Below are 19,246 nucleotides of genomic sequence, written 5' to 3' on the forward strand. Positions count from 1 at the left end.
TTTTTTGTATTTACAACGATATTATTTGGCTAAGACCTTATAGCAATCAGCAATGTCAATTGAAACCTCACCCTCACGAAAGTCTGCGGCTGCTTGATTGGCAATGCTATTTTTTTCATAATAATTACTCAAATACGCCTTATAGATATTGGTCCACTTTACCCCTGCACCAGAAAAATCACTGAGGGAAATATAAGCACTTTCATTAACATTGGCAGACAATAAATTACCGAGATTAACACGTGCTCCACCAATCACTGTAGAGGTCTGTTTTCCTTCACTATTCACATCACTTACAATATTGGTATTTGCACCAATAACTGCACCATCAATTTTATCAAAGATAGGATTTGCCAAGAGGATACGGAAGGTTACCGCTTTATTTGAAGTATCTGTCGCACCCAATGTCCCAATTCGGTACTGTATTTGATTGTTATCTGTCGTTAAGGTTGCACCCGTTGTTAGTAGCGGTGTACACGCCGTCGTTTTATTACTAGCGGACTGCATATCAGTACGAATATCTCCCGACTCATCAATTGCAATACCTAAGGCTACGCTATCACTAGAGTTTTTTGCCTTAAAAATTAAGTTGGCATACAGTGGAAAAATATACTTCTGCCCAGCCGCTACATTGCTCTTCGACTTAAATACATCATTATCTAAATAGCCAATTGGAAAAATTTTAAAGGCATCAAATGAACCTTTGAAGGTATCTGTGCCATAGTTTTGCTGCCATAAACCATAGGATGATGGGCTAGCATTCGGATCCTTGGTTAATTGTTTATAAAATTTTTCCGTCCCTGCAATTAGATAGTCATTAAACAACTTGCCTTGGGTAATGGTGAAATCATCCGAATTTGGATCTGTCAGGTTAAACTTAAACGGTTGCTGAATACTTTTAGTTAAGGGGTTAATCCAAGACGTTTGCGCTAAAGCATTCATTTTGGCAGGTTCAATATTTTTCAGTAAATCGACCGTCACACTGGTTGCCAAATCACTGCCTAATTGTTCTTTTAATGGTCCACGCCACTGTACACCTGAACCAAAGGTATAACCTTGTCGATCCGTTAAAATAATAAAACTTCCAATTAAATGGCGAAGATTAGCAGGACTAGTCTTGCAGTCTGTAGCATTACAACCATATAAGCCTTGCGGTAAACCAATCCCTGTCTTGTCCGATAGGGCATTTGCAAAAATCGGGAAGTCCGCTTGATAGGTGGCAGAGTTATTCATGAGCACCAATGTTTGGACCACTTTAAAAGCATCCTCATTGCTGACTTGACTGACATCAATCCATGGTCGGATTTTATCTACGTATGCTCCTGATGCATAATCTTCAGCACTAATCGATGTCAAGAGGAGTGATAAGTCAGCTTTTTTAGAGGCTAAAATACCAAAGGGTTGTACATCCCCAACCACCCCAGCACCACGCTCTAGACCTAAAGCTTGAAAAATTTTCGCCAAAGCCATCGCAATTTTTACGGTCTTATCGTTTGGACTCAAACTGGTTGCAGCCGTTCCACCATTTAACCCTTTTGCCATATCTAAAATACTGAGGCGTGGCAGTGAAGCTGAAACCGTACTCACATTGCCAATTTCAGACAAAGGAACTGTACCGAGTTCGACTTGTTTATCCGAACTTCCAGTCAACAAGAAGTGAATTTTGTCCCCTTCAGAGCACCGACCTGTTGCCGCATTGGTTTTCGGCTCCATCAAAGTCATATACGTATTATCGGGGTCGCTACTACAGACAAAGTTAATCCCATCAACTGGATAATCCAAGGCAAACTCAACACAGTTTTTATCTTTCAGCAAACAGCTTCCGTTGATAGAATTCACTTGATTCGGCTCTGGATTCACATTGGCACTTTCTCCACCACAACCAGCTAAGGCAACAACCAATGTCGACAAGGTAAATGGCCATAAAATTTGTTTTTGCATTTTCATACTCTATTTATTTTTAGCGAATTGCGATTAATTTTAACTGACCGTGATTGGTTAGAACTTTATGTTCGACATCTACAGCAGAAGAGAGTGGTGTCAACAATAAATAATGACTTTGTTCAGGTACATGTAAAATACCTGCGATCATTTCATGCGATAGCATAGAGGGTGAGTTTTCATCATTTTTAAACCCTCCTGCCCCTTCAAGCACACAGGCATTTTGGTCTAAGAACACAGCAAAAGGCCAATAAAATGTGGGATCATTTTGTGTAGATGCATACGAATTTAATTGAATATTTTGAATATTGCTGTCCACTTTGATGATTTCAAATTCAAAATTTTCTTTGATCGGCTTTTTCGGCCAAACATTAATATCGTGATTGGCTTGTAAGCTTTTTGCTTTTCTCAGCTTTTTATCCTTAAAACAAGTTTGTCCTAAGCTAGCGATCGTGTCTTGTTGTGACATTCGGTAATAGGTCGATGCTAAGGCAATCGGTGCTAAGTTTTCTTTTTGCTTTGGTTTAAACATAGTGTTAAGGACAGATTTACTCACTCCTTTTTCTCGCTCAATGACCTGAAAACGAGTCGCTCCAGTTTTATGATCAATCACCCCTTCAGGCATGGTATAAAAACGACGTTTGCCTTCTAAGTTAAATTCACGGTCTTCTAAATATTCATTGCGAACGTAATCAGTTCCATCCATTTGATTAAACATGCTTGAGGATGCTATTGATTTCTCTGCACTTACCGAATCCGTATGAGTTATGCTTTGAGGCGTTGATGCAGGCTTAATGGTTTGAGTACTACTCACTGGGGCTTGCGGGATCTGCTGAGTGGTTTCAATCACTTTTTGTTGAACCAGCACCTTGGTTTCAGTTTTGCTTAATGGACGCTCAGCCTGAATCACTGTAGAAGAAGTGACTTGCTTCTCAGCAGAAAGTTTCTTTTTTGGCGCAGGCTTTGTATCTGGTAAATGAGCCTTCATTTCGGTTATTGGCTGTATCGGCTGTGGTGCAAATTCCTGAGCGGGCATTAGTACTGGTACTCTGACCTCAGAGACTTCACGCGTTTCCTTTTCTTCCTGCTTACGACCCTGTTTCACTTGCTTATCTGGGGACTCACTGGCTTTGCCTTGTACCACCATCGGTCTACCATCTGGACCAATAATCGTAAAAAACTCTCCCGCAAAACTTGCACTCGAAATCCAACCCAATAAGCATAGTGATGAGGGCAATAAAATCCTTTTTATTGTATTCAATGTGCTTACCACCGTGTTCTATAGTTCAACCCTAAAATCGTAATGGTTGTATCTGTTTTTACATTTAAACCGGCATACGGGTTTAATAAAATATTATTTACCCCAGTTTGGTTCGCTAAGCTACTAGAATTTGCAGGAATTTTATCTCGGCTTTGCAAAAAACCAATCGATAGATCTAAATCAGTATCTGCATCAAAACGATAACCAACACCCAAACCAAACAAGCGTGCATTGTTAATCGGCACCATCGTATTCCGTTTATCATCAGGTATCGCACTGGTCCGTGGCTCATAGCCTGCACGGAGTTTTAAACGATCTGTTGCTGAATATTCAATCCCAATACCGTAGTTCCATGGTGACTCAAATGCCAAAGGCAAAGCCAAACTACTATCTGAAATATTGGCTGAAAGCAATTTTGCAATTTTGAGCGCCGAAACTTGACGGTCAAATTCAAATTTAAATTTGTCCCATGCTTTATAGTCGGTCCAACCTACATCGACATTGACTTGTAAATCGGGTAAAAGTTTATATTTAATACCCGCTTGGAAATGTGCTGGATATTCTAAATCCATTGATACCAGACCCGACTCACTGGCTGGTACTGAACTTGGAAAACCTAAAACTGCAGCCAGAATCTGCCCTGTTGGGGAGGACATCAATCCCTTAATGAGTTCTTGTGGTGCTTTAGCATTGTCTATGTGATATTTACCTTTCATCCGCATTTTTGCGGCACTTTGGTAGACCACACCAAAACTAAAATCTTCTGTCGGCTCCCACAGTACACCTAAGTTATAGCTTGGACTCAGAGATTGTTCTGCTGAAAGTTCAAGTTGACCAAAGCGCCCAAAAGGATTCATTCCCTCTTCAGCATTACACATGCCCAGCAAGAGAATGTCGGTAATCACATCAGAGTTTTCTTTGAACGGGGTACAAACGACATCATCAATCATACGCAGCATCCCAATCAACTCATTGGGAAAACGTAGATCATTTTTTAATGCCAAAGCTTGATAAGACATCCCAATTGAACCACCAATGGAAAGTTGATCATTGATTTGGTAGGCCATAGACGGTGATAAATAGGTGATCCGTTCTAGCGCAACTTGTTGACCCATAAAATTGCCAGGATTGCCATCTTCCGCACCGAATCCTGCAATTAATGGCGCATACATAGCTGTTGCAAACGTCATTTTAGAGCCAGGCGGATTATATGCTATACCCGCAGTCGGGGCAGCCACAGGCATACCTTTACCCAAGTCCACCATTTTCTTTAAACCAGGGACATATAAGCTCGGGTATTCAACATCACCGCGGACGGGCCCTTTAAAGTCGGTACAGATATCGGCATCAACTTCAGGCCCATCATTACAAACAATTGGGTCATCTGAATAGCCAAACACGTTATAACCTGCGGGAACAGAGAACTCACGCTCGATATTAAAATCAGCGAGAATACCTTGCACATCCGTTTGCAAACCTTCAATTTTGGTTAGTGCTGCTGGGTTAAAGTGAATAGCACTAATCCCAGGTGGATCAGCAGTGACCGCATTTCCCATTGCCAAAGAGCGAATATCAACTGATAAGTTTTGTCCTAAAGCAGCAAAGGTAACACTAGAATAGCCCGTTAATAATATGGCAGACACCAAAGGGCTAAGTCGGATATTTTTCATACGACTCCCCCTATTATTTAAGCTTTTTTCCAAAACCAAGAATATCTAACGGGAAAGACAACCCTAATGAAACATCAGGCGCATCTTCTGTTAAACCAAGGCCAACCGTCCCATTCACAATTGTTTCAGGTGAAACGCGTACACCTAAGGAAATCGCAAAAGTTGAACTGGTTTGATCTGCTGGAGAGTAACTTTCCCCCGAGCTATAGGTAAATTCAGCCCCAGTATTGAAACTTTGTTGGTATGACATCGTCATTGAGACATCATAGTTAAAGGAATAGGCAAAACCGAAGGCAAAACCACCACTAATCCCAGGTTCAAACGCTTCAATCACACGGCTACCGCGGCGCTGATCTAAGCCCGATTCTTTGAAACCATAGTTTGCAGAGACCGATGCAAACAGCACCACGGGATCAATATATTTACGCGTACTTGCTCCAACACCTGCTGAATAATACCCCTTGCCTGTTGCTAAGTCTGAAGTAGCATTAATTTCATAAGGACTATCCCCAGTTTTAGTAGATACGTTACCAAATAAAATTAAAGGCAAACGGCCAGCTTTGAGTGGAAACGGTTCCCAACGTGCACCAAAGGAAATGTCCCCAAGACCCGCTGTAGAGGTGTCTTTTAATAAGTCAGTTTTGGCAACCAAAGGCAATGATGCTGTTAAGGTTAAGTTATCTCTTAAACCATATTGTGCCGTAAAGGTATTGGTTAGACTGTGTGTTGCATTTTCTTGTACCCGCAGTTGATAGAGCTGACCTTGTGCCATCTCTAAATCCAGTTGAGTATCTCGGTAATAGGTATAATCGATGTCGTAATAAGATGAAATCTCACCTTGTTTAATTAATGAATACTGACGTTCATTTGAGGTAAAAACTTCTTCTAAGTTGGTCTCTTTAGTTGCATCACCCTCTTGCTGTTGCAATGCAGACGACGCTGCTTGCTCAACACTTCCAGTGTTTACAGATGCTGGCTTTTCTGGTTGTGCGGGCGCAGTGGTTTGATCCGACCCAACTTGATCTTGTGCTTGCTCAGTAGTTTGTTCTACCTCAACGGTTTCATATCCTCCTAAGCTCGGTTCTTCCGCAGCATAGGCCACCCCAAGAATCATCTGCACACTCACTGCGAGCAGTGTTTTATTCATCCATGTCTTCATCATTGTCCCTTAGCTACACCTTTGTTCTTGTTTTATTTTTTTCACACTTTATTTGTTTTTATAATAAAGCCTGAGAAAATTGTACGTCGGCTGTCCATAGTATTCCGACTCTTTATTTTTATTACGCTCTAGGCGAATTGTAGATGCACGATCGGCTATTTTTTCCATATAGTGTTGCGGATATTGAATATCGACGAGTGCATAGCGATTGACCGTAGCATCATCTACATGTCGCAGATCGGCTTCCTGTAAAGCCAACATATTTTTACGCATTTCAGTCGGAACATTAATTAAAAACAACGTGTTATTTTCCCAAACATCCTTGAAACGTTGTTCATCAAAACTAATATTTCCTAAGGCAGGATCGGCAACATAGACCCGTCCATCTTTATAGCCCTTATACACCACAAAATGTTTAAAACCAGCATAAGAAATTGGAACAATGGCAGGTTGACCTTGCTTGACCAAATCTTCAAATTCCCCCTTGTAGCCTCCACTTTCTAAGCCAAGTGCAGTCACAAAGCGTTTCATGTCCAATAAAGAAAAACTACGACGCTCAATAATTCGCTCATATTCGCCATAGCGAAGCAAGCCATCCATGGTTTGTTGTTCTGTAAGTTGAGCACCGACATAGCCATTGATTAAGGTGGTCAGTGCTGCTGAACCACAACTATAGTCATAAGCTTGACGGACAATGCCTCGAAATTGGTCTTCTACAGCAGGGTTAATTAGGACAGGTTCATGATGCATTCTGGTAAAAGATGCATTTCGAGAGTCTAAAACTTCAGTATAGTAAACCGCTTCCGCTGGTTTTTTCTTAATATCAAAGGCTTCGGTGGCAAAGTAATACATCATTGCTGAGCCCAATGCGATCTCTAACATAGCTTTTTACTTTTTTTAATAATATAGGCATCCCGCCCATTTTTTGTTTTTAGAGTTAATACTCTATATCCATACATTCAAGAAGATACTGCGTTTTATCTAAAAAAAATAGTCTTTTTTTGCATTTTTTATGAATAAATTTTAGAAAAAAAGCGCGTGAATTCACGCGCTTTCTTGAAGTCTAATTTTAGTGCCCCGAAATGGTAATCACAGCACCTGGCATGTATACACCAGCAGCTGGGCTAAAGTAAGTTTGCATACCTTGAACTTCGACATCACCAATAGATGCAGCATTACGGCTACCCAAATGTACACCTTTAACATAAGTGTCGTGCGCGCCACTTGTGCTAATCATACGAATATAGCCCTTATTCGCACCCTCTTCACCAATCACACTAATTTTTTGATTCAGTGTTAAATCTAGAGAATTTGCATCTGCAACTTTAATGCTTTCCACAAAGATTTCGCCTGCAGCACGCGTTCCTGTTTTAGTTGAGTTATCTAAGATACCGAGATCTTTAATTTCTAAACCACCAACCATAGTCGCACTTAATTGGATCATTGCGCCTTGCGGTGCAGCACCTAGTTGGATGTTTGCAGACATTGGACCTGTTTTCAGTGATAAACCACTTAGAATCGGATTCACCGTACCTGTACCACCACGACGGATAGAAGTTGCACCAGTTGCAGGCATATCAGCTGAAGCCACGACACCAATTTGACCAATATTAATATCTAGGCCTGAAACTTGAGCTGCAACATTAATAAATGCATTACCACTGTTTGCATCTGTGTCAATTTGCAAGTCAGCTAAGTTACGAGAAGGAAGTAAATATGCCCCAGCTTTATCATAGTTTGCACCAATGACAATACCGTTAACTTTATTTACATGCGCTGTACCATCAGCATTATCTTTCCCATTACCTTGAATCACAATAGCACCAGCCTTAGCAGTACCACCATTTGCAGTAGCTAAACCATCATTATCGTGAATAAAGACTTTACCGATTTCGACCTTAGAAATACCAATCCCAATACTAATGCCATCTTGACCTGTAGCGGCACTAAGCGAAGCGTCATCCATTGCTTGCATTGCCATTGCATTTGCACTGATTGCCATTGAAGAAACTAAAGCAAGTTTAGTAATAATTTTCATCGCGTTCCTCTCCTAAGAGCTTTATTTTTGTGATATCGATCACTCGGTGTTAGTTACTGTTTTTTTATTTTGTCGCAGTATTAACACCTATCCTTGAGTGACTTTATTGCCTGAACTAAGTTATATGCGAGTGATTTTTTGATCAACTACTGTTGGTCGCAATCCATAGCTTACCGATAAACGGTATTTCCTCTATGCGTACACCTACAATGAGGTAAAATAGCCTGAATTTTTTAATCCTATTTGCGTTAGCATGACTCTAAGCCAATCATTTAAAAAGATAATTTGTGATTCAAGCCTCTCTGTATCTCATATACTACAGGCATTGAATGAGCTCACACAGTTAGTCTATTTACAAAATGTCGATGCACCTGTCATTGCTTTTTTACCCGAGCGTTATCAAGTTTTTCAAAAAAACCAGCACTTTTTCTTTCAACGCACACGGGATTTTTGTTATATCCGTGATGATGAAGAAATAGACATTTCCAGTAATATTCAGCCAAGCTCAGAACAAAAAGAAGCATCTTTTAGTGGCGGACTCATTGGATTCGTCAGTTATGATTATGCCGCCCAGCAACACGTTCCGGTTCAAATTAAGTCACAGCCAAGCCTATTTTTGGGTTTATACAGCAGTTATCTACAATGGACTGATGCAGGCTGGCTATTTTGTAGTAGTGATTCACAAGCAGAACGCATTTATCGCAAAATTGAATCGTATTTATTACAGCCATCGGCCTTAACCCATCCACTCAAACTTGAGTCGATCTGCCAAGCACGCTGGACTGAAACCGAATACAAACAAGCTTTTCAGCAAGTACAGGAGTACATCAAAGCTGGGGATTGTTATCAAATCAATCTCACACAAGAGTTCACGGCTAACGCAGAGGGTCAGTTACTCAGTGCCGTTGAACATTTTTGGAAACTCACGGATGCACCCTATTCAGGATACTTACGCCTTGATGATTTTGAACTTCTAAGCTGCTCCCCTGAACTGTTTATCGACTTTAAAGAACAGCGGAAAATTGTCACAAAACCAATTAAAGGCACCATGCCGCGCTATGCAGATCCCGTCTTAGATGAACAATCGAAACAACGTTTGATGGCTTCAGAAAAAGACCAAGCTGAAAATGTGATGATTGTCGATCTACTGCGTAATGACTTGAGTGTTTATGCAGAAACGGGCTCAGTCAAAACACCTAAACTGTTTAATATTGAAAGCTTTAATCAAGTCCATCATATGGTCAGCGAAGTCGAAGCAACACTTAAAGCAGAAGTTCATCCCTTTCATGTGCTGCTCTCTGCGCTACCTGGCGGGTCTATTACAGGTGCACCTAAAATTCGAGCAATGCAGATTATTGAAGAACTCGAAGGTGCACCACGTGGAGCGTACTGTGGCTCAATGGGTTATTTTAATTTCGATGGTACTGGTTCTTGGAACATTCTGATTCGTTCCATTCAAAAATTCCAAGATGAGGTTTCACTTTGGGCTGGCGGTGGAATTACCATTGCATCAGAGTGTGAAGCTGAATACCAAGAATGCTTTGACAAGGTCTCAGCACTGCTTAATTTACTCAATACTTTTGTGCAAACGGACGCTGAATAACCACCAAAATAAAAAAGTGAACCTTCACATCAGTGAAGGTTCACTTTTCAAAGATCACAACTGTTGAAAGTTTATTTTAAAATATCATTTTTCAATGTATCGACTAAGCGTTGATTTTGTTCATCAGTTCCAACCGTGATACGTAAAAACTGGTTAATACGCGGTTTATTGAAATAACGCACAATAATGCCTTGTTCACGTAATTCAGCCGCTAATTCACCTGCATCTTTGCTAGGTAATGATGCAAAGATAAAGTTGGCACTTGATGGCAAAACGTTAAAGCCCAGTGCGGTCAATTGTTCAACCAAATGTTCACGGCTTTGAATTACTTTTTGATTTTGTGCTTCGAAATAAGCTTGATCTTCAAATGAAGCAACCGCAGCAGCTATCGCAAAACGGTCCATCGGATAAGAGTTAAAACTATTCTTCACCGCTTCCAGTGCCGCAATCAAATGCGGTTGAGCAATCGCAAAACCAACACGTAAACCTGCCAGTGAACGAGACTTAGACGTGGTTTGACACACCACCAAGTTCTCATACTTTTCCACCAAACTGACTGCCGACTCAGCACCAAAGTCCACATAAGCTTCATCAATCACCACGACTGAATTTGGATTGGCCTGAAGCACTGCTTCTATTGCAGCTAAACCAATATCTATACTGGTTGGTGCATTTGGATTGGTGATAATAATGCCGCCATTGGCTTGTTTATAATCATCCACCACAATTTCAAAGTCATCATTGAGTGGTAAAATTTTGGTTTTGACCCCAAAGAATTGGCTATAAACAGGATAGAAGCTATAGGTAATATCAGGGTAAAGTAAAGGCAGCTCTTGCACAAAAAAAGCTTTAAAAATATGCGCTAAGACCTCATCTGAACCATTGCCAACAAAGACATTTTCAACCGCAACATTTTGTTGTTTCGCAATCGCCTGCTTTAACGCAGAAGCATCTGGATCTGGATATAAACGCAATACATCTGCAGAGTTTTCCAAAACCGCTTGAACAGCCTCCACCACTTTTGGTGAGGGTGGATATGGGTTTTCGTTGGTATTGAGCTTCAATAAATTTTGAATTTTCGGTTGTTCACCTGGCACATACGGTTCTAATTCACGTACTTCAGGACTCCAAAAACGCATTTGTTCTTTAGTAATGTTAAACATTGTCTATCTCATTTATGCACTCAACTTACTTTTATATAAGCCCTATCCTTCTAGGAGAGGGTTTGGGAGAGGTTTATAATGTCCCAAACTGAATTAAATATTTTCCCCTCTCCTAACCTCTCCCATAGGGAGAGGAACATTCATTACTGAACAAATGAGGGATCTAAATTTATATTATTGATAACGATAACGTGCCGAACGCGCATGCGCATCTAAGTTTTCTTGTTGCGCTAAGATATCCGCGGTTTTCGCCAAAGTTTTCACACCTTGCTCAGAGCACATAATCAAACTTGAACGTTTTTGGAAATCATATACACCCAGCGGCGAGGAAAAGCGTGCCGTACCTGAAGTTGGCAAAACGTGGTTGGGCCCTGCACAATAGTCGCCAATCGCTTCTGGCGTATAACGCCCCATGAAGATTGCGCCTGCATGACGAATATCTTCAGCCATTTCCTGTGCTTCATCTAGGCAAAGCTCTAAATGCTCAGGCGCAACTTGATTAATCAGTTCAACTGCTTCAGCGCGGTCTTTCACAAGCACTAACGCGCCACGATTCGCTATTGAAGTACGCGCAATCTCCGCCTTAGGTAAAGCTTGTAAATGCGCTTCAATAGCCAGTTCTACTTCATTTAACAACTGCTCATCTGGTGTAATAAACACTGCTTGTGCCACAGTATCGTGTTCAGCTTGGGACAATAAATCCATTGCCAGCCACTGTGCGTTATTCACGCCTTCGGCATAAACTAAAATTTCAGATGGCCCTGCAATCATGTCGATACCGACCTGTCCGAATACCGCACGTTTCGCAGCCGCGACAAAACGGTTACCTGGTCCTGTAATCTTATCTACTGCTGGAATCGTTTCTGTACCATAGGCTAAAGCTGCAACTGCTTGCGCTCCACCAATGGTAAAGACACGGCTGACGCCAGCCAAATAAGCAGCTGCTAATACCAATGGATTCAACTCACCATTCGGTGCAGGTACGACCATAATAATTTCAGGTACACCCGCCACATGCGCAGGCACAGCATTCATCAGTACAGAAGACGGATAAGATGCCAAACCACCAGGTACATAAATACCAACGCGATCTAAAGGCGTTACTTTTTGCCCAAGTGTGTTCCCTAAGGCATCCACATAGGTCCAGCCTTCTTGTTTTTGCGCTTGGTGAAACTCACGAATGCGGTTTGCAGCAAGCTCTAACGCCTCGCGGACTTCGGTACTCAAACCCTCAAAAGCGGTTTTTAATTGCTCTTGGGTCAGTTCTAAATCTGAGAATTGATGCGCGGGATGTCGATCGAACTGTTGAGTGAGTTTAAGAACATGAGCATTACCATGCTGACGAACATCAGCGATGATTTGATCTACGGTTTTTAAAAGTTCTGGGTCACTCACGGTTTCAAAAGCCAACAAATCAGCAAAGACTTGTTTAAATTTCTGATCTTGAGTCGATAAACGTCGCATCAATTTATCCACAATGAAAATAAAGGGAAGCTTTAGTTTACCTTGTTTCCTGTATTTTGTGGGCAACAATCCTCCAGCTAAACACAGAGTGTAATGAAAAATTACTTTTAACTTCATCGGGAAATGAATCTGATTCAATATTTTTAAACTAGAATCATTAAACATGACTAAAAAACAGGCAAAACAAGATGGCCCTTACGGACATAGCCACCTACTTTTCAACGGGGCAATTTAGCCGCATCCAACAGCATTTTTCACAAACCATTACATGGGAAATTGTGGGTGAACAACGTCTTTCAGGTTTTGATCAAGTACTGAAGCATTGCCAGTCTATCGAACATTATTTTACGACGGTCGCGCATGAGTTCCATATTCAAGCAATTCATCAAGCGGGTCATCATGTGATTGTTCAAGGTGAAGCACAATTTCATGACACCCAGCAGACATCGCGAATTTCTGCTTGTGATGTCTATACTTTTAATACTTTAAATCAACTGGCTCAAATTAAATCCTATTGTATTTCAACCCAATAAAAATATTAAAAAATGAGCAGGTACAAAAAAACCGCCATCATCGATAGCGGTTTCTTAAACAAAAAAGATGAACTTATTTGTTTTTTAACGCTTCACGTTCAGCGACTGCTGTTTCTAACTGTGCAAGAATTGGGTTTAACAATGCTTGCTTACGTTTGAAACTTGCCTTGTTCACGATCAGACGTGAAGACACTTTACAAATTTCTTCCAAAGGTTCTAAACCATTGGCACGTAAAGTATTCCCAGTATCGACCACGTCAACAATGTAATCGCCCAAACCCACCAACGGTGCAAGTTCCATTGAACCGTACAACTTAATTACATCGACTTGCTCACCTAAGCTTGCATAGTACTGACGGGTTAAGTTTACGTATTTAGTGGCAATTTTTAAACGCCCTTTGGGACGCGCCATGCCAACTTTGCCTGCAGTCATCAGTTTACATACTGCGATTTTTAGATCGAGTGGTTCATAAACGTTTTGCGCGCCATGTTCCATAAGCACGTCTTTACCCGCAACACCGATATCAGCCGCACCATTTTCCACATAGGTGGGTACGTCAGAAGCACGTAAAATTAAAATACGGACTTGTTTATGGGTGGTTGGGAAAATTAACTTGCGTGACTTATCAGGATCTTCCAGTAAGTTAATTCCAGCCGTTTCAAGTAAAGGCAGGGTTTCTTTTAAAATACGACCTTTACTCAATGCCAATGTTAAACCATGATCAAAATTGCCCATTACGTCAAAATTTGGATCATCGTTTCTCATATCGCTCATGAACTTACTCGCTTAATTTGGGCGCCTATACCTTGTAATTTCGCTTCGACATCTTCATAACCGCGATCAATATGATAGATACGATCAATCAGCGTCTCACCATCCGCAGCAAGCGCAGCTAACACTAGCGAGAAAGAAGCGCGTAAATCTGTTGCCATCACAGGTGCAGCAGAAAGTTTCTCTACACCGGTCACAACAGCATCATTACCTTCGACCTGAATATTGGCACCCATACGTGACAATTCAGGTACATGCATAAAACGGTTTTCAAAAATCGTTTCAGAAATGGTGGCAAAACCACGACCAATGGCATTGACTGCCATAATCTGTGCTTGCATATCAGTTGGGAAATCTGGATGTGGAAGCGTTTGGAAACTCACTGCTTTCGGGCGTTTACCCATCATATCCAGTTCAATCCAATCATCACCACGGGTCACTTCCGCGCCCATTTCTTCAAACTTTTCTAAGACCGATTCCATCAACGTTGGATCAGTATGTGTGGTTTTTACACGACCTCCGGTAATGGCCGCAGCAGCCAAATACGAACCTGTTTCAATACGGTCAGCAACCACAGCATATTCACAGCCATGTAGTTTTTCAACACCTGTGACCACTAGGGTATCTGTGTCTAATCCTTCAATTTTTGCACCCATCGCGATCAACATTTTCGCAAGGTCCGTAATTTCAGGTTCACGTGCCGCATTACGAATCGTGGTCACACCTTCTGCCAATGCCGCAGCCATTAAGATATTTTCGGTACCACCCACGGTCACCATATCAAAAATGACTTCGCCACCTTTCAGACGTCCATCAACTTTAGCATGTACATAACCCGCTTCAACTTCAATCTCTGCACCTAAAGCTTCTAAAGCTTTTAAATGTTGATCGACTGGGCGCGAGCCAATCGCACATCCACCCGGCAAAGACACTTTTGCACTACCATAGCGCGCCACCAATGGGCCCAGCACTAAAATAGATGCACGCATAGTTTTCACCAGCTCATACGGTGCAAACTGATTGTCCAGTGTTGAGGTATCCGCAGTAACCGTGTCACCTTCATAGGTCATGGTAATACCTAGACCACCAATCAACTGCACCAAAGTATTTACATCTTTTAAATGCGGTACGTTGGTGAGCTTGGTTGGGGTTTCAGGCAAAATCATTGCTGCAAGCAACGGCAAGGCAGCATTTTTAGCACCCGAAATACGAACTTCGCCTTCGAGCTTCGTGCCACCTTGAATTAAAAATTTATCCATCTAATTTTAAGCTCCGAATAAGCTTGCTTTACGCCATTCTTCTTTAGTCATTGCACGAATAGTCACCGCATGCACTTCGCCACTTGCGATATAAGAATTTAATGGTGCATAAACAGCTTGCTGACGTGCAACAGGGCGTTTGCCTTCGAATTGGTCGTCGACAATACGTAAGTCAAACTTTCCGCCTTGCCCACTAACTGCAACTTCAGCTTCAGGAAAAGCAGCTTTTAAAATTTCAGTGAGCTGTTCACTATTCATCACAAAGACCTCTTATAGGACCAACGGTGTAAAAACCTGCCATTTTACTATAAATCTGAAAAATAAATCATAAACCCGCACACTTTATATATAAAAAAAGAGGTTTTAAAAAACCTCTTTTTGCATAAAAAACAAACTAAATGGCAATAGGTTGGTAAACCTGCTGCATTTTACGGTGCTTATCGAGCTGTCTTTTTAGTTTTTCTGATAATTTTTTAATCGACGTATACATATCATCTGCTGAAGCCTGAGCAAAAAATTCAATGCCTGGTAAACGGATAATTGCTTCTGCAATATGATTGCTACTGCCTTTTTTAGTATGTTTATCGACCTGATGATCCTTGGTTAATTTCACCTGCATACTGTTCACCTGATCAATATGCTTGGTCATTTCTGCAAATTTGCAGCGAATGGTATCTTCAATAGCTGGGGTAATGCTCAAATGATGTCCACGAATTGTTATTTGCATATATCTATCCCTCACCTTCATTAGGATTAATGAGGAAAAGCCAAGACGATTTAATGACTACAAAATAACCAGCACGCATAGAAACATCAAATCATTTTAGCCATTCCTTAAAGAAAAAAGAGGTTCATTATGTTGTCATAATGAACCTCTAGAATAGTCAGATTTTAAATTTTAGATCAAGACTTTTCGTTCAGAAGATGACGGAATATGTAACGATTCGCGATACTTTGCCACTGTCCGACGCGCTACATCAATTCCATCGTCTTTTAAAAGATTGGCAATTGCGTTATCAGACAAAGGTTTACGTGCATTCTCTTCAGCAATCAATTTTTTAATCTTGGCACGAATTGCAGTTGAAGATGCCTCACCGCCTGAAGTAGTCCCCACATGGCTTGAAAAGAAATATTTCAACTCGAACAAGCCTCGTGGCGTCAGCATATATTTGTTGGTTGTCACCCGAGAGACGGTCGACTCATGCAATTCAACTTCTTCTGCAATATCTCGAAGTACCAAAGGCTTCATCCCTTCAGCACCAATTTCTAAAAATGCACGCTGATGTTCAATGATACACGTCGCCACTTTCAGTAAAGTTTTATGTCGTTCATCGACACTTTTAATAAAGTTTTTCGCATCCAACATCTGATTACGTAAGTACTGATTATCTTCACTTTGATCAGCACGCTTAATCATATTGGCATAAAACGAGTTCACACGAAGTTTTGGCATCACATCAGGATTTAAAGCCACTTGCCATTGTTCGTTTTTCTTCATTACCACGACATCAGGAATTTGATAATCCGAGTCTTTATCTTCAAATTCAAGTCCTGGATGCGCTTTTAGCGTTTTCAATAAATCAACCGCACACTTGAGCTGCTCTTGATTTAAACCTGTTTGTTTAATCAGTTTCGCCAGTTCATTGCTGATCAATAGTTCATAGTTTTTCAGCAGATTCATGGCATCATTTCGACATGCGGTCTGCATCGGCAAGGCTTCCAACTGCACCATTAAGCACTCTGCAAGATTCCGCGCCCCAACGCCAAGTGGGTCTAAACGCTGAATATGCTTGAGCACCACAACCACTTCGTCATCTTCGACTTCGTCGTCATAGTCCATGCTTGTTAAAAGATGTTGAACTGAAGTCGTTATTTCTGAAATATCACTGTCTAAAAAACCTTTATCGTCCAACGAGTCAATAATGCAATAAGCAATCAACATATCTACTTGCGAAAAATGCAACAGATTGATTTGCTCGAGCATATGCTCTTTTAAGCCCAAATGACCTTGGCGATTATCTTCTCGTTCTTCAAACTCTGCTGCGCCCAAACTGGTCGGTTGATGGGTGTAAACATCATCCCAGTCGGTATCGACCGGTAAATCATCGGGTAAATGGTCGGCGTTGAGTTCGTTGGTTAAATCTTTCTTATCCTGTTCTTGCTCTTGCACACTGGATAAGCTTTCGATAGATGACTGTTCTTCTACTTTTTCTAAGAGTGGATTGCTGTCGAGTTGAATCTGAATTTCCTGTTCAAGTTCAAGGCTCGATAATTGAAGCAATCGAATAGCTTGTTGTAATTGGGGGGTTAGCGACAAAGAGTTCGAAACTTTCAATCCAACCGATAACTTCATAAAACTCTACTCATCAATACAACTATTTTTAAAGCACGCTTTATAAGCAATTTTTGTGCCGTTTTATTTTTTATAGCATAGAAAATTCAAAAAACCTACATTTTTTGAGCAGATTGTTTTTCATTTCCTACCTAGTTTTAGATTTTATGGATGTATTAATGCATATCAATTATTGAAAAGGCTCATTAAAACCTTCACACAGTCTAAAGTTACACGAAACACTGCATCGGCTACTTTCACTTACTTACAAGAGTCCGTTAAATCAAAACATCGGTATCATTCTGCTTTGTTAGGCTAAGCATAGACATTTTTTAGGTGATTTACATGACTCAAAAAGTATTGTCCATAACCTCAAATATAGGCGTAGAGCATGATGAGCTAATTCAGCCTCTCCATTTTCTACAGTCCAAAGGCATAGAATGCATTCATGCCGCGATTGAAGCTAGTGATGTTCGAACTGTCAAAATGGACTCAGACTCGGCAGCAAGCTATCCTCCAGACGTCGATTTGGATCATGTTCATTATGACGACTACGACTTGCTGATTATCCCCGGCGGTGCAGTTAATGCCGATCTATTACACCAACATCCCAAAGCGCTCGAAATTATCCAAAGTTTTAGCAACCAAGCCAAACCAATCGCTGTGATTTGTCATGCGCCTTTAGTTTTGATTAAAGCTGAACAGATTAAAACTAAGCATCTGACTTCGCATAAAAATATACGACTCGATCTGGAAAATGCAGGTGCTATATGGGTCGATGAAGCCGTTCACACATGTAATGCAGGTGGTTGGACGCTCATCAGCTCACGTAGTTCAGAAGATCTTCCCGCTTTTAATCAAGTGATATTGAAAGAAATTGAATCCAATTCGTCCATTTAAGATGCCATAAAATAAAAAGAGCCTGATATTGATCAGGCTCTTTTATTCATTTTTTAAAAGTCACAGACTTTTTAAGTATTCAATAATTTCTACTTGTTCCGCCATTTCAGCCAATTGAAGCGCAGTGTATTCACCTTTGTAGTGGACATTCGCACCTTTTTCAACCAATAGTTTCACCACTTCTAGATAGCCATTTTCAACCGCTGCTTGAAGTGCGCTATAGCCTTCATCATCGGTCGAGTTCACATCTACACCATTGGCGAGACTTTTTTCTACTTCAGCGAGTTCACCTAAAGAAGCCCAATACACCAGTTCAGGTAAATGCAGTTCATCATCGTTTTCAGGAATTGGGGAGAATGTGTTGAGTTTCATAATAAGTTACCTAATTAAATCGAATTTCAGACCAAAGTGTAATCCTGATAACTGTTCAGATAACTCTTTTAGAACTTCATGAATCTCACTTAACACTTCATTATCGCTTACGTATGATTCGATGATTTCATCGTTCCCATTATGAACAAGTAAGAAAATCTTAGATTTTGATTCACTTTTCGACTCTTTTGGAGTTTTTCCTTTAACAAGATTACATTTTTTAAAAGTAGATTTTTGATAATCTAAATTTTTATCCATACTAATAGGATATCTAAACATAGTTGAATTACTATCATATTCTTCTAGTTTATTAATTAATATAGGTATTTCTTCAGGAATGTCAAACCAGTTACATCCTGTTCTACTATATATAGAATCACGGTTATTTTCTAAAATAATTAAAAAATTTTCAAATAAAGTTCTAATTGAATGGACATTAAATATTTTTTCTCTTTATCATTTTCAACTAATTTTGGGAAATCATCATTTCCAGTTTTTGATTTTTTAAGACTGATCTCATATATGAAAGTAATTGCTGATTTTAGATATAGTTCAATCGAATGCCTATAAAGATATAGAATTGGTAATTTACCTCCACCGATACCAAAACCATTTTTGTATCTTGATTATCATCTAGTGCTTGTGCCGCATAATAGAAAGAATCCGCTGTTGCCTCCAATCCTAAATCTGTCTGCAAAGCTAAAGGTTTTAAATAATCTTCGATCATAATTTCAATAATACTTAATATTTATAATCGATAATATACATCTACTAGATAA

At 40.4% G+C, this 19,246-nt stretch carries 19 protein-coding genes; 3 read left to right on the top strand and 16 right to left on the bottom strand.

Annotated features, from left to right (window positions below):
* Positions 1-21 precede the first annotated feature (21 nt).
* From filF to filA, 6 genes are all read right to left on the bottom strand, one after another.
* A complete protein-coding gene (gene filF, locus ACSC9N_RS13805) occupies positions 22-1,941 on the bottom strand; it encodes a putative pilus system protein FilF (protein ID WP_010325973.1) in 1,920 nt (639 codons plus the stop codon).
* A gap of 19 nt (positions 1,942-1,960) precedes the next feature.
* Positions 1,961-3,178 carry a putative pilus assembly protein FilE gene (gene filE, locus ACSC9N_RS13810; RefSeq protein WP_058952302.1) on the bottom strand — a complete coding sequence of 406 codons (1,218 nt, stop codon included), beginning with the start codon at positions 3,176-3,178 and terminating at the stop codon, positions 1,961-1,963.
* Between the two features lie 29 nt (positions 3,179-3,207).
* On the bottom strand, positions 3,208-4,872 hold the full coding sequence (gene filD / locus ACSC9N_RS13815) for a putative pilus system OmpP1/FadL family transporter FilD (RefSeq protein WP_004984191.1): 1,665 nt from the start codon (positions 4,870-4,872) through the stop codon (positions 3,208-3,210).
* 13 nt (positions 4,873-4,885) lie between these two features.
* Positions 4,886-6,019 carry a putative pilus system protein FilC gene (gene filC / locus ACSC9N_RS13820; protein ID WP_010325971.1) on the bottom strand — a complete coding sequence of 378 codons (1,134 nt, stop codon included), beginning with the start codon at positions 6,017-6,019 and terminating at the stop codon, positions 4,886-4,888.
* 60 nt (positions 6,020-6,079) lie between these two features.
* Positions 6,080-6,913: a putative pilus system C39 family peptidase FilB gene (gene filB, locus ACSC9N_RS13825; RefSeq protein WP_004695004.1), complete on the bottom strand. Its 834-nt coding sequence runs from the start codon at positions 6,911-6,913 to the stop codon at positions 6,080-6,082.
* Between the two features lie 187 nt (positions 6,914-7,100).
* Positions 7,101-8,069, bottom strand: a complete 969-nt coding sequence (gene filA, locus ACSC9N_RS13830; RefSeq protein ID WP_010325970.1) for a putative pilus system protein FilA — start codon at positions 8,067-8,069, stop codon at positions 7,101-7,103.
* A 253-nt stretch (positions 8,070-8,322) separates the two neighbouring features.
* On the opposite strand from filA, the gene pabB reads away from it, so the two are divergent.
* On the top strand, positions 8,323-9,672 hold the full coding sequence (gene pabB / locus ACSC9N_RS13835; RefSeq protein WP_029574949.1) for an aminodeoxychorismate synthase component I: 1,350 nt from the start codon (positions 8,323-8,325) through the stop codon (positions 9,670-9,672).
* Between the two features lie 71 nt (positions 9,673-9,743).
* Here pabB and hisC read toward each other — a convergent pair whose 3' ends face one another.
* Positions 9,744-10,835 (bottom strand): histidinol-phosphate transaminase, encoded by a 1,092-nt coding sequence (gene hisC, locus ACSC9N_RS13840; RefSeq protein ID WP_010325968.1) that lies wholly within the window; start codon positions 10,833-10,835, stop codon positions 9,744-9,746.
* 174 nt (positions 10,836-11,009) lie between these two features.
* The gene (gene hisD / locus ACSC9N_RS13845; protein WP_029574948.1) at positions 11,010-12,311 is read right to left on the bottom strand and encodes a histidinol dehydrogenase; all 1,302 of its coding nucleotides are present in this window, start codon (positions 12,309-12,311) and stop codon (positions 11,010-11,012) included.
* Between the two features lie 176 nt (positions 12,312-12,487).
* On the opposite strand from hisD, the gene ACSC9N_RS13850 reads away from it, so the two are divergent.
* The gene (locus tag ACSC9N_RS13850) at positions 12,488-12,832 is read left to right on the top strand and encodes a nuclear transport factor 2 family protein (RefSeq protein ID WP_010325966.1); all 345 of its coding nucleotides are present in this window, start codon (positions 12,488-12,490) and stop codon (positions 12,830-12,832) included.
* A 73-nt stretch (positions 12,833-12,905) separates the two neighbouring features.
* Here the strand turns inward: ACSC9N_RS13850 and hisG are convergent, their stop codons facing one another.
* From hisG to ACSC9N_RS13875, 5 genes are all read right to left on the bottom strand, one after another.
* Positions 12,906-13,607, bottom strand: a complete 702-nt coding sequence (gene hisG / locus ACSC9N_RS13855; RefSeq protein WP_010325965.1) for an ATP phosphoribosyltransferase — start codon at positions 13,605-13,607, stop codon at positions 12,906-12,908.
* Positions 13,604-14,863: a UDP-N-acetylglucosamine 1-carboxyvinyltransferase gene (murA, locus tag ACSC9N_RS13860; protein ID WP_005400214.1), complete on the bottom strand. Its 1,260-nt coding sequence runs from the start codon at positions 14,861-14,863 to the stop codon at positions 13,604-13,606. The genes hisG and murA overlap by 4 nt, the downstream gene beginning before the upstream one ends.
* A 6-nt stretch (positions 14,864-14,869) precedes the next feature.
* Positions 14,870-15,121 (bottom strand): BolA family iron metabolism protein IbaG, encoded by a 252-nt coding sequence (gene ibaG, locus ACSC9N_RS13865; RefSeq protein WP_004695019.1) that lies wholly within the window; start codon positions 15,119-15,121, stop codon positions 14,870-14,872.
* A 136-nt stretch (positions 15,122-15,257) separates the two neighbouring features.
* Positions 15,258-15,590, bottom strand: coding sequence for a ribosome hibernation-promoting factor, HPF/YfiA family (gene hpf / locus ACSC9N_RS13870; RefSeq protein WP_004695021.1), 333 nt, complete (start codon positions 15,588-15,590; stop codon positions 15,258-15,260).
* A gap of 171 nt (positions 15,591-15,761) precedes the next feature.
* Positions 15,762-17,216, bottom strand: coding sequence for an RNA polymerase factor sigma-54 (locus tag ACSC9N_RS13875; protein WP_005400217.1), 1,455 nt, complete (start codon positions 17,214-17,216; stop codon positions 15,762-15,764).
* Positions 17,217-17,540: 324 nt separating this feature from the next.
* Between ACSC9N_RS13875 and ACSC9N_RS13880 the strand changes: the two genes are divergently transcribed.
* Entirely contained in the window at positions 17,541-18,095 is a 555-nt protein-coding gene (locus tag ACSC9N_RS13880) for a protease (RefSeq protein WP_010325964.1), read from the top strand.
* Between the two features lie 60 nt (positions 18,096-18,155).
* Here ACSC9N_RS13880 and ACSC9N_RS13885 read toward each other — a convergent pair whose 3' ends face one another.
* From ACSC9N_RS13885 to ACSC9N_RS13895, 3 genes are all read right to left on the bottom strand, one after another.
* Complete coding sequence (locus tag ACSC9N_RS13885) at positions 18,156-18,467, bottom strand: ankyrin repeat domain-containing protein (RefSeq protein WP_010325963.1); 312 nt, start codon at positions 18,465-18,467, stop codon at positions 18,156-18,158.
* A 6-nt stretch (positions 18,468-18,473) separates the two neighbouring features.
* A complete protein-coding gene (locus tag ACSC9N_RS13890) occupies positions 18,474-18,725 on the bottom strand; it encodes a hypothetical protein (RefSeq protein ID WP_010325962.1) in 252 nt (83 codons plus the stop codon).
* Between the two features lie 283 nt (positions 18,726-19,008).
* Positions 19,009-19,194: a hypothetical protein gene (locus ACSC9N_RS13895; protein WP_010325961.1), complete on the bottom strand. Its 186-nt coding sequence runs from the start codon at positions 19,192-19,194 to the stop codon at positions 19,009-19,011.
* Positions 19,195-19,246: the final 52 nt, after the last annotated feature.

Source organism: Acinetobacter sp. PC34, assembly GCF_051789135.1.
In the GTDB taxonomy this organism is placed as follows: Bacteria; Pseudomonadota; Gammaproteobacteria; order Pseudomonadales; family Moraxellaceae; genus Acinetobacter; species Acinetobacter johnsonii.

What these genes read in the sequence shown, in the direction of transcription:
- pabB (WP_029574949.1), top strand. Translation starts at nt 8,323, where the DNA reads ATGACTCTAAGCCAATCATTTAAAAAGATAATTTGTGATTCAAGCCTC.
- filD (WP_004984191.1), bottom strand. Translation starts at nt 4,872, where the DNA reads ATGAAAAATATCCGACTTAGCCCTTTGGTGTCTGCCATATTATTAACG.
- filB (WP_004695004.1), bottom strand. Translation starts at nt 6,913, where the DNA reads ATGTTAGAGATCGCATTGGGCTCAGCAATGATGTATTACTTTGCCACC.
- filC (WP_010325971.1), bottom strand. Translation starts at nt 6,019, where the DNA reads ATGAATAAAACACTGCTCGCAGTGAGTGTGCAGATGATTCTTGGGGTG.
- ACSC9N_RS13850 (WP_010325966.1), top strand. Translation starts at nt 12,488, where the DNA reads ATGGCCCTTACGGACATAGCCACCTACTTTTCAACGGGGCAATTTAGC.
- filA (WP_010325970.1), bottom strand. Translation starts at nt 8,069, where the DNA reads ATGAAAATTATTACTAAACTTGCTTTAGTTTCTTCAATGGCAATCAGT.
- filF (WP_010325973.1), bottom strand. Translation starts at nt 1,941, where the DNA reads ATGCAAAAACAAATTTTATGGCCATTTACCTTGTCGACATTGGTTGTT.
- ibaG (WP_004695019.1), bottom strand. Translation starts at nt 15,121, where the DNA reads ATGAATAGTGAACAGCTCACTGAAATTTTAAAAGCTGCTTTTCCTGAA.
- ACSC9N_RS13875 (WP_005400217.1), bottom strand. Translation starts at nt 17,216, where the DNA reads ATGAAGTTATCGGTTGGATTGAAAGTTTCGAACTCTTTGTCGCTAACC.
- ACSC9N_RS13885 (WP_010325963.1), bottom strand. Translation starts at nt 18,467, where the DNA reads ATGAAACTCAACACATTCTCCCCAATTCCTGAAAACGATGATGAACTG.
- hisC (WP_010325968.1), bottom strand. Translation starts at nt 10,835, where the DNA reads ATGTTTAACATTACTAAAGAACAAATGCGTTTTTGGAGTCCTGAAGTA.
- hpf (WP_004695021.1), bottom strand. Translation starts at nt 15,590, where the DNA reads ATGCAAATAACAATTCGTGGACATCATTTGAGCATTACCCCAGCTATT.
- ACSC9N_RS13880 (WP_010325964.1), top strand. Translation starts at nt 17,541, where the DNA reads ATGACTCAAAAAGTATTGTCCATAACCTCAAATATAGGCGTAGAGCAT.
- ACSC9N_RS13890 (WP_010325962.1), bottom strand. Translation starts at nt 18,725, where the DNA reads ATGGATAAAAATTTAGATTATCAAAAATCTACTTTTAAAAAATGTAAT.
- murA (WP_005400214.1), bottom strand. Translation starts at nt 14,863, where the DNA reads ATGGATAAATTTTTAATTCAAGGTGGCACGAAGCTCGAAGGCGAAGTT.
- ACSC9N_RS13895 (WP_010325961.1), bottom strand. Translation starts at nt 19,194, where the DNA reads ATGATCGAAGATTATTTAAAACCTTTAGCTTTGCAGACAGATTTAGGA.
- hisG (WP_010325965.1), bottom strand. Translation starts at nt 13,607, where the DNA reads ATGAGCGATATGAGAAACGATGATCCAAATTTTGACGTAATGGGCAAT.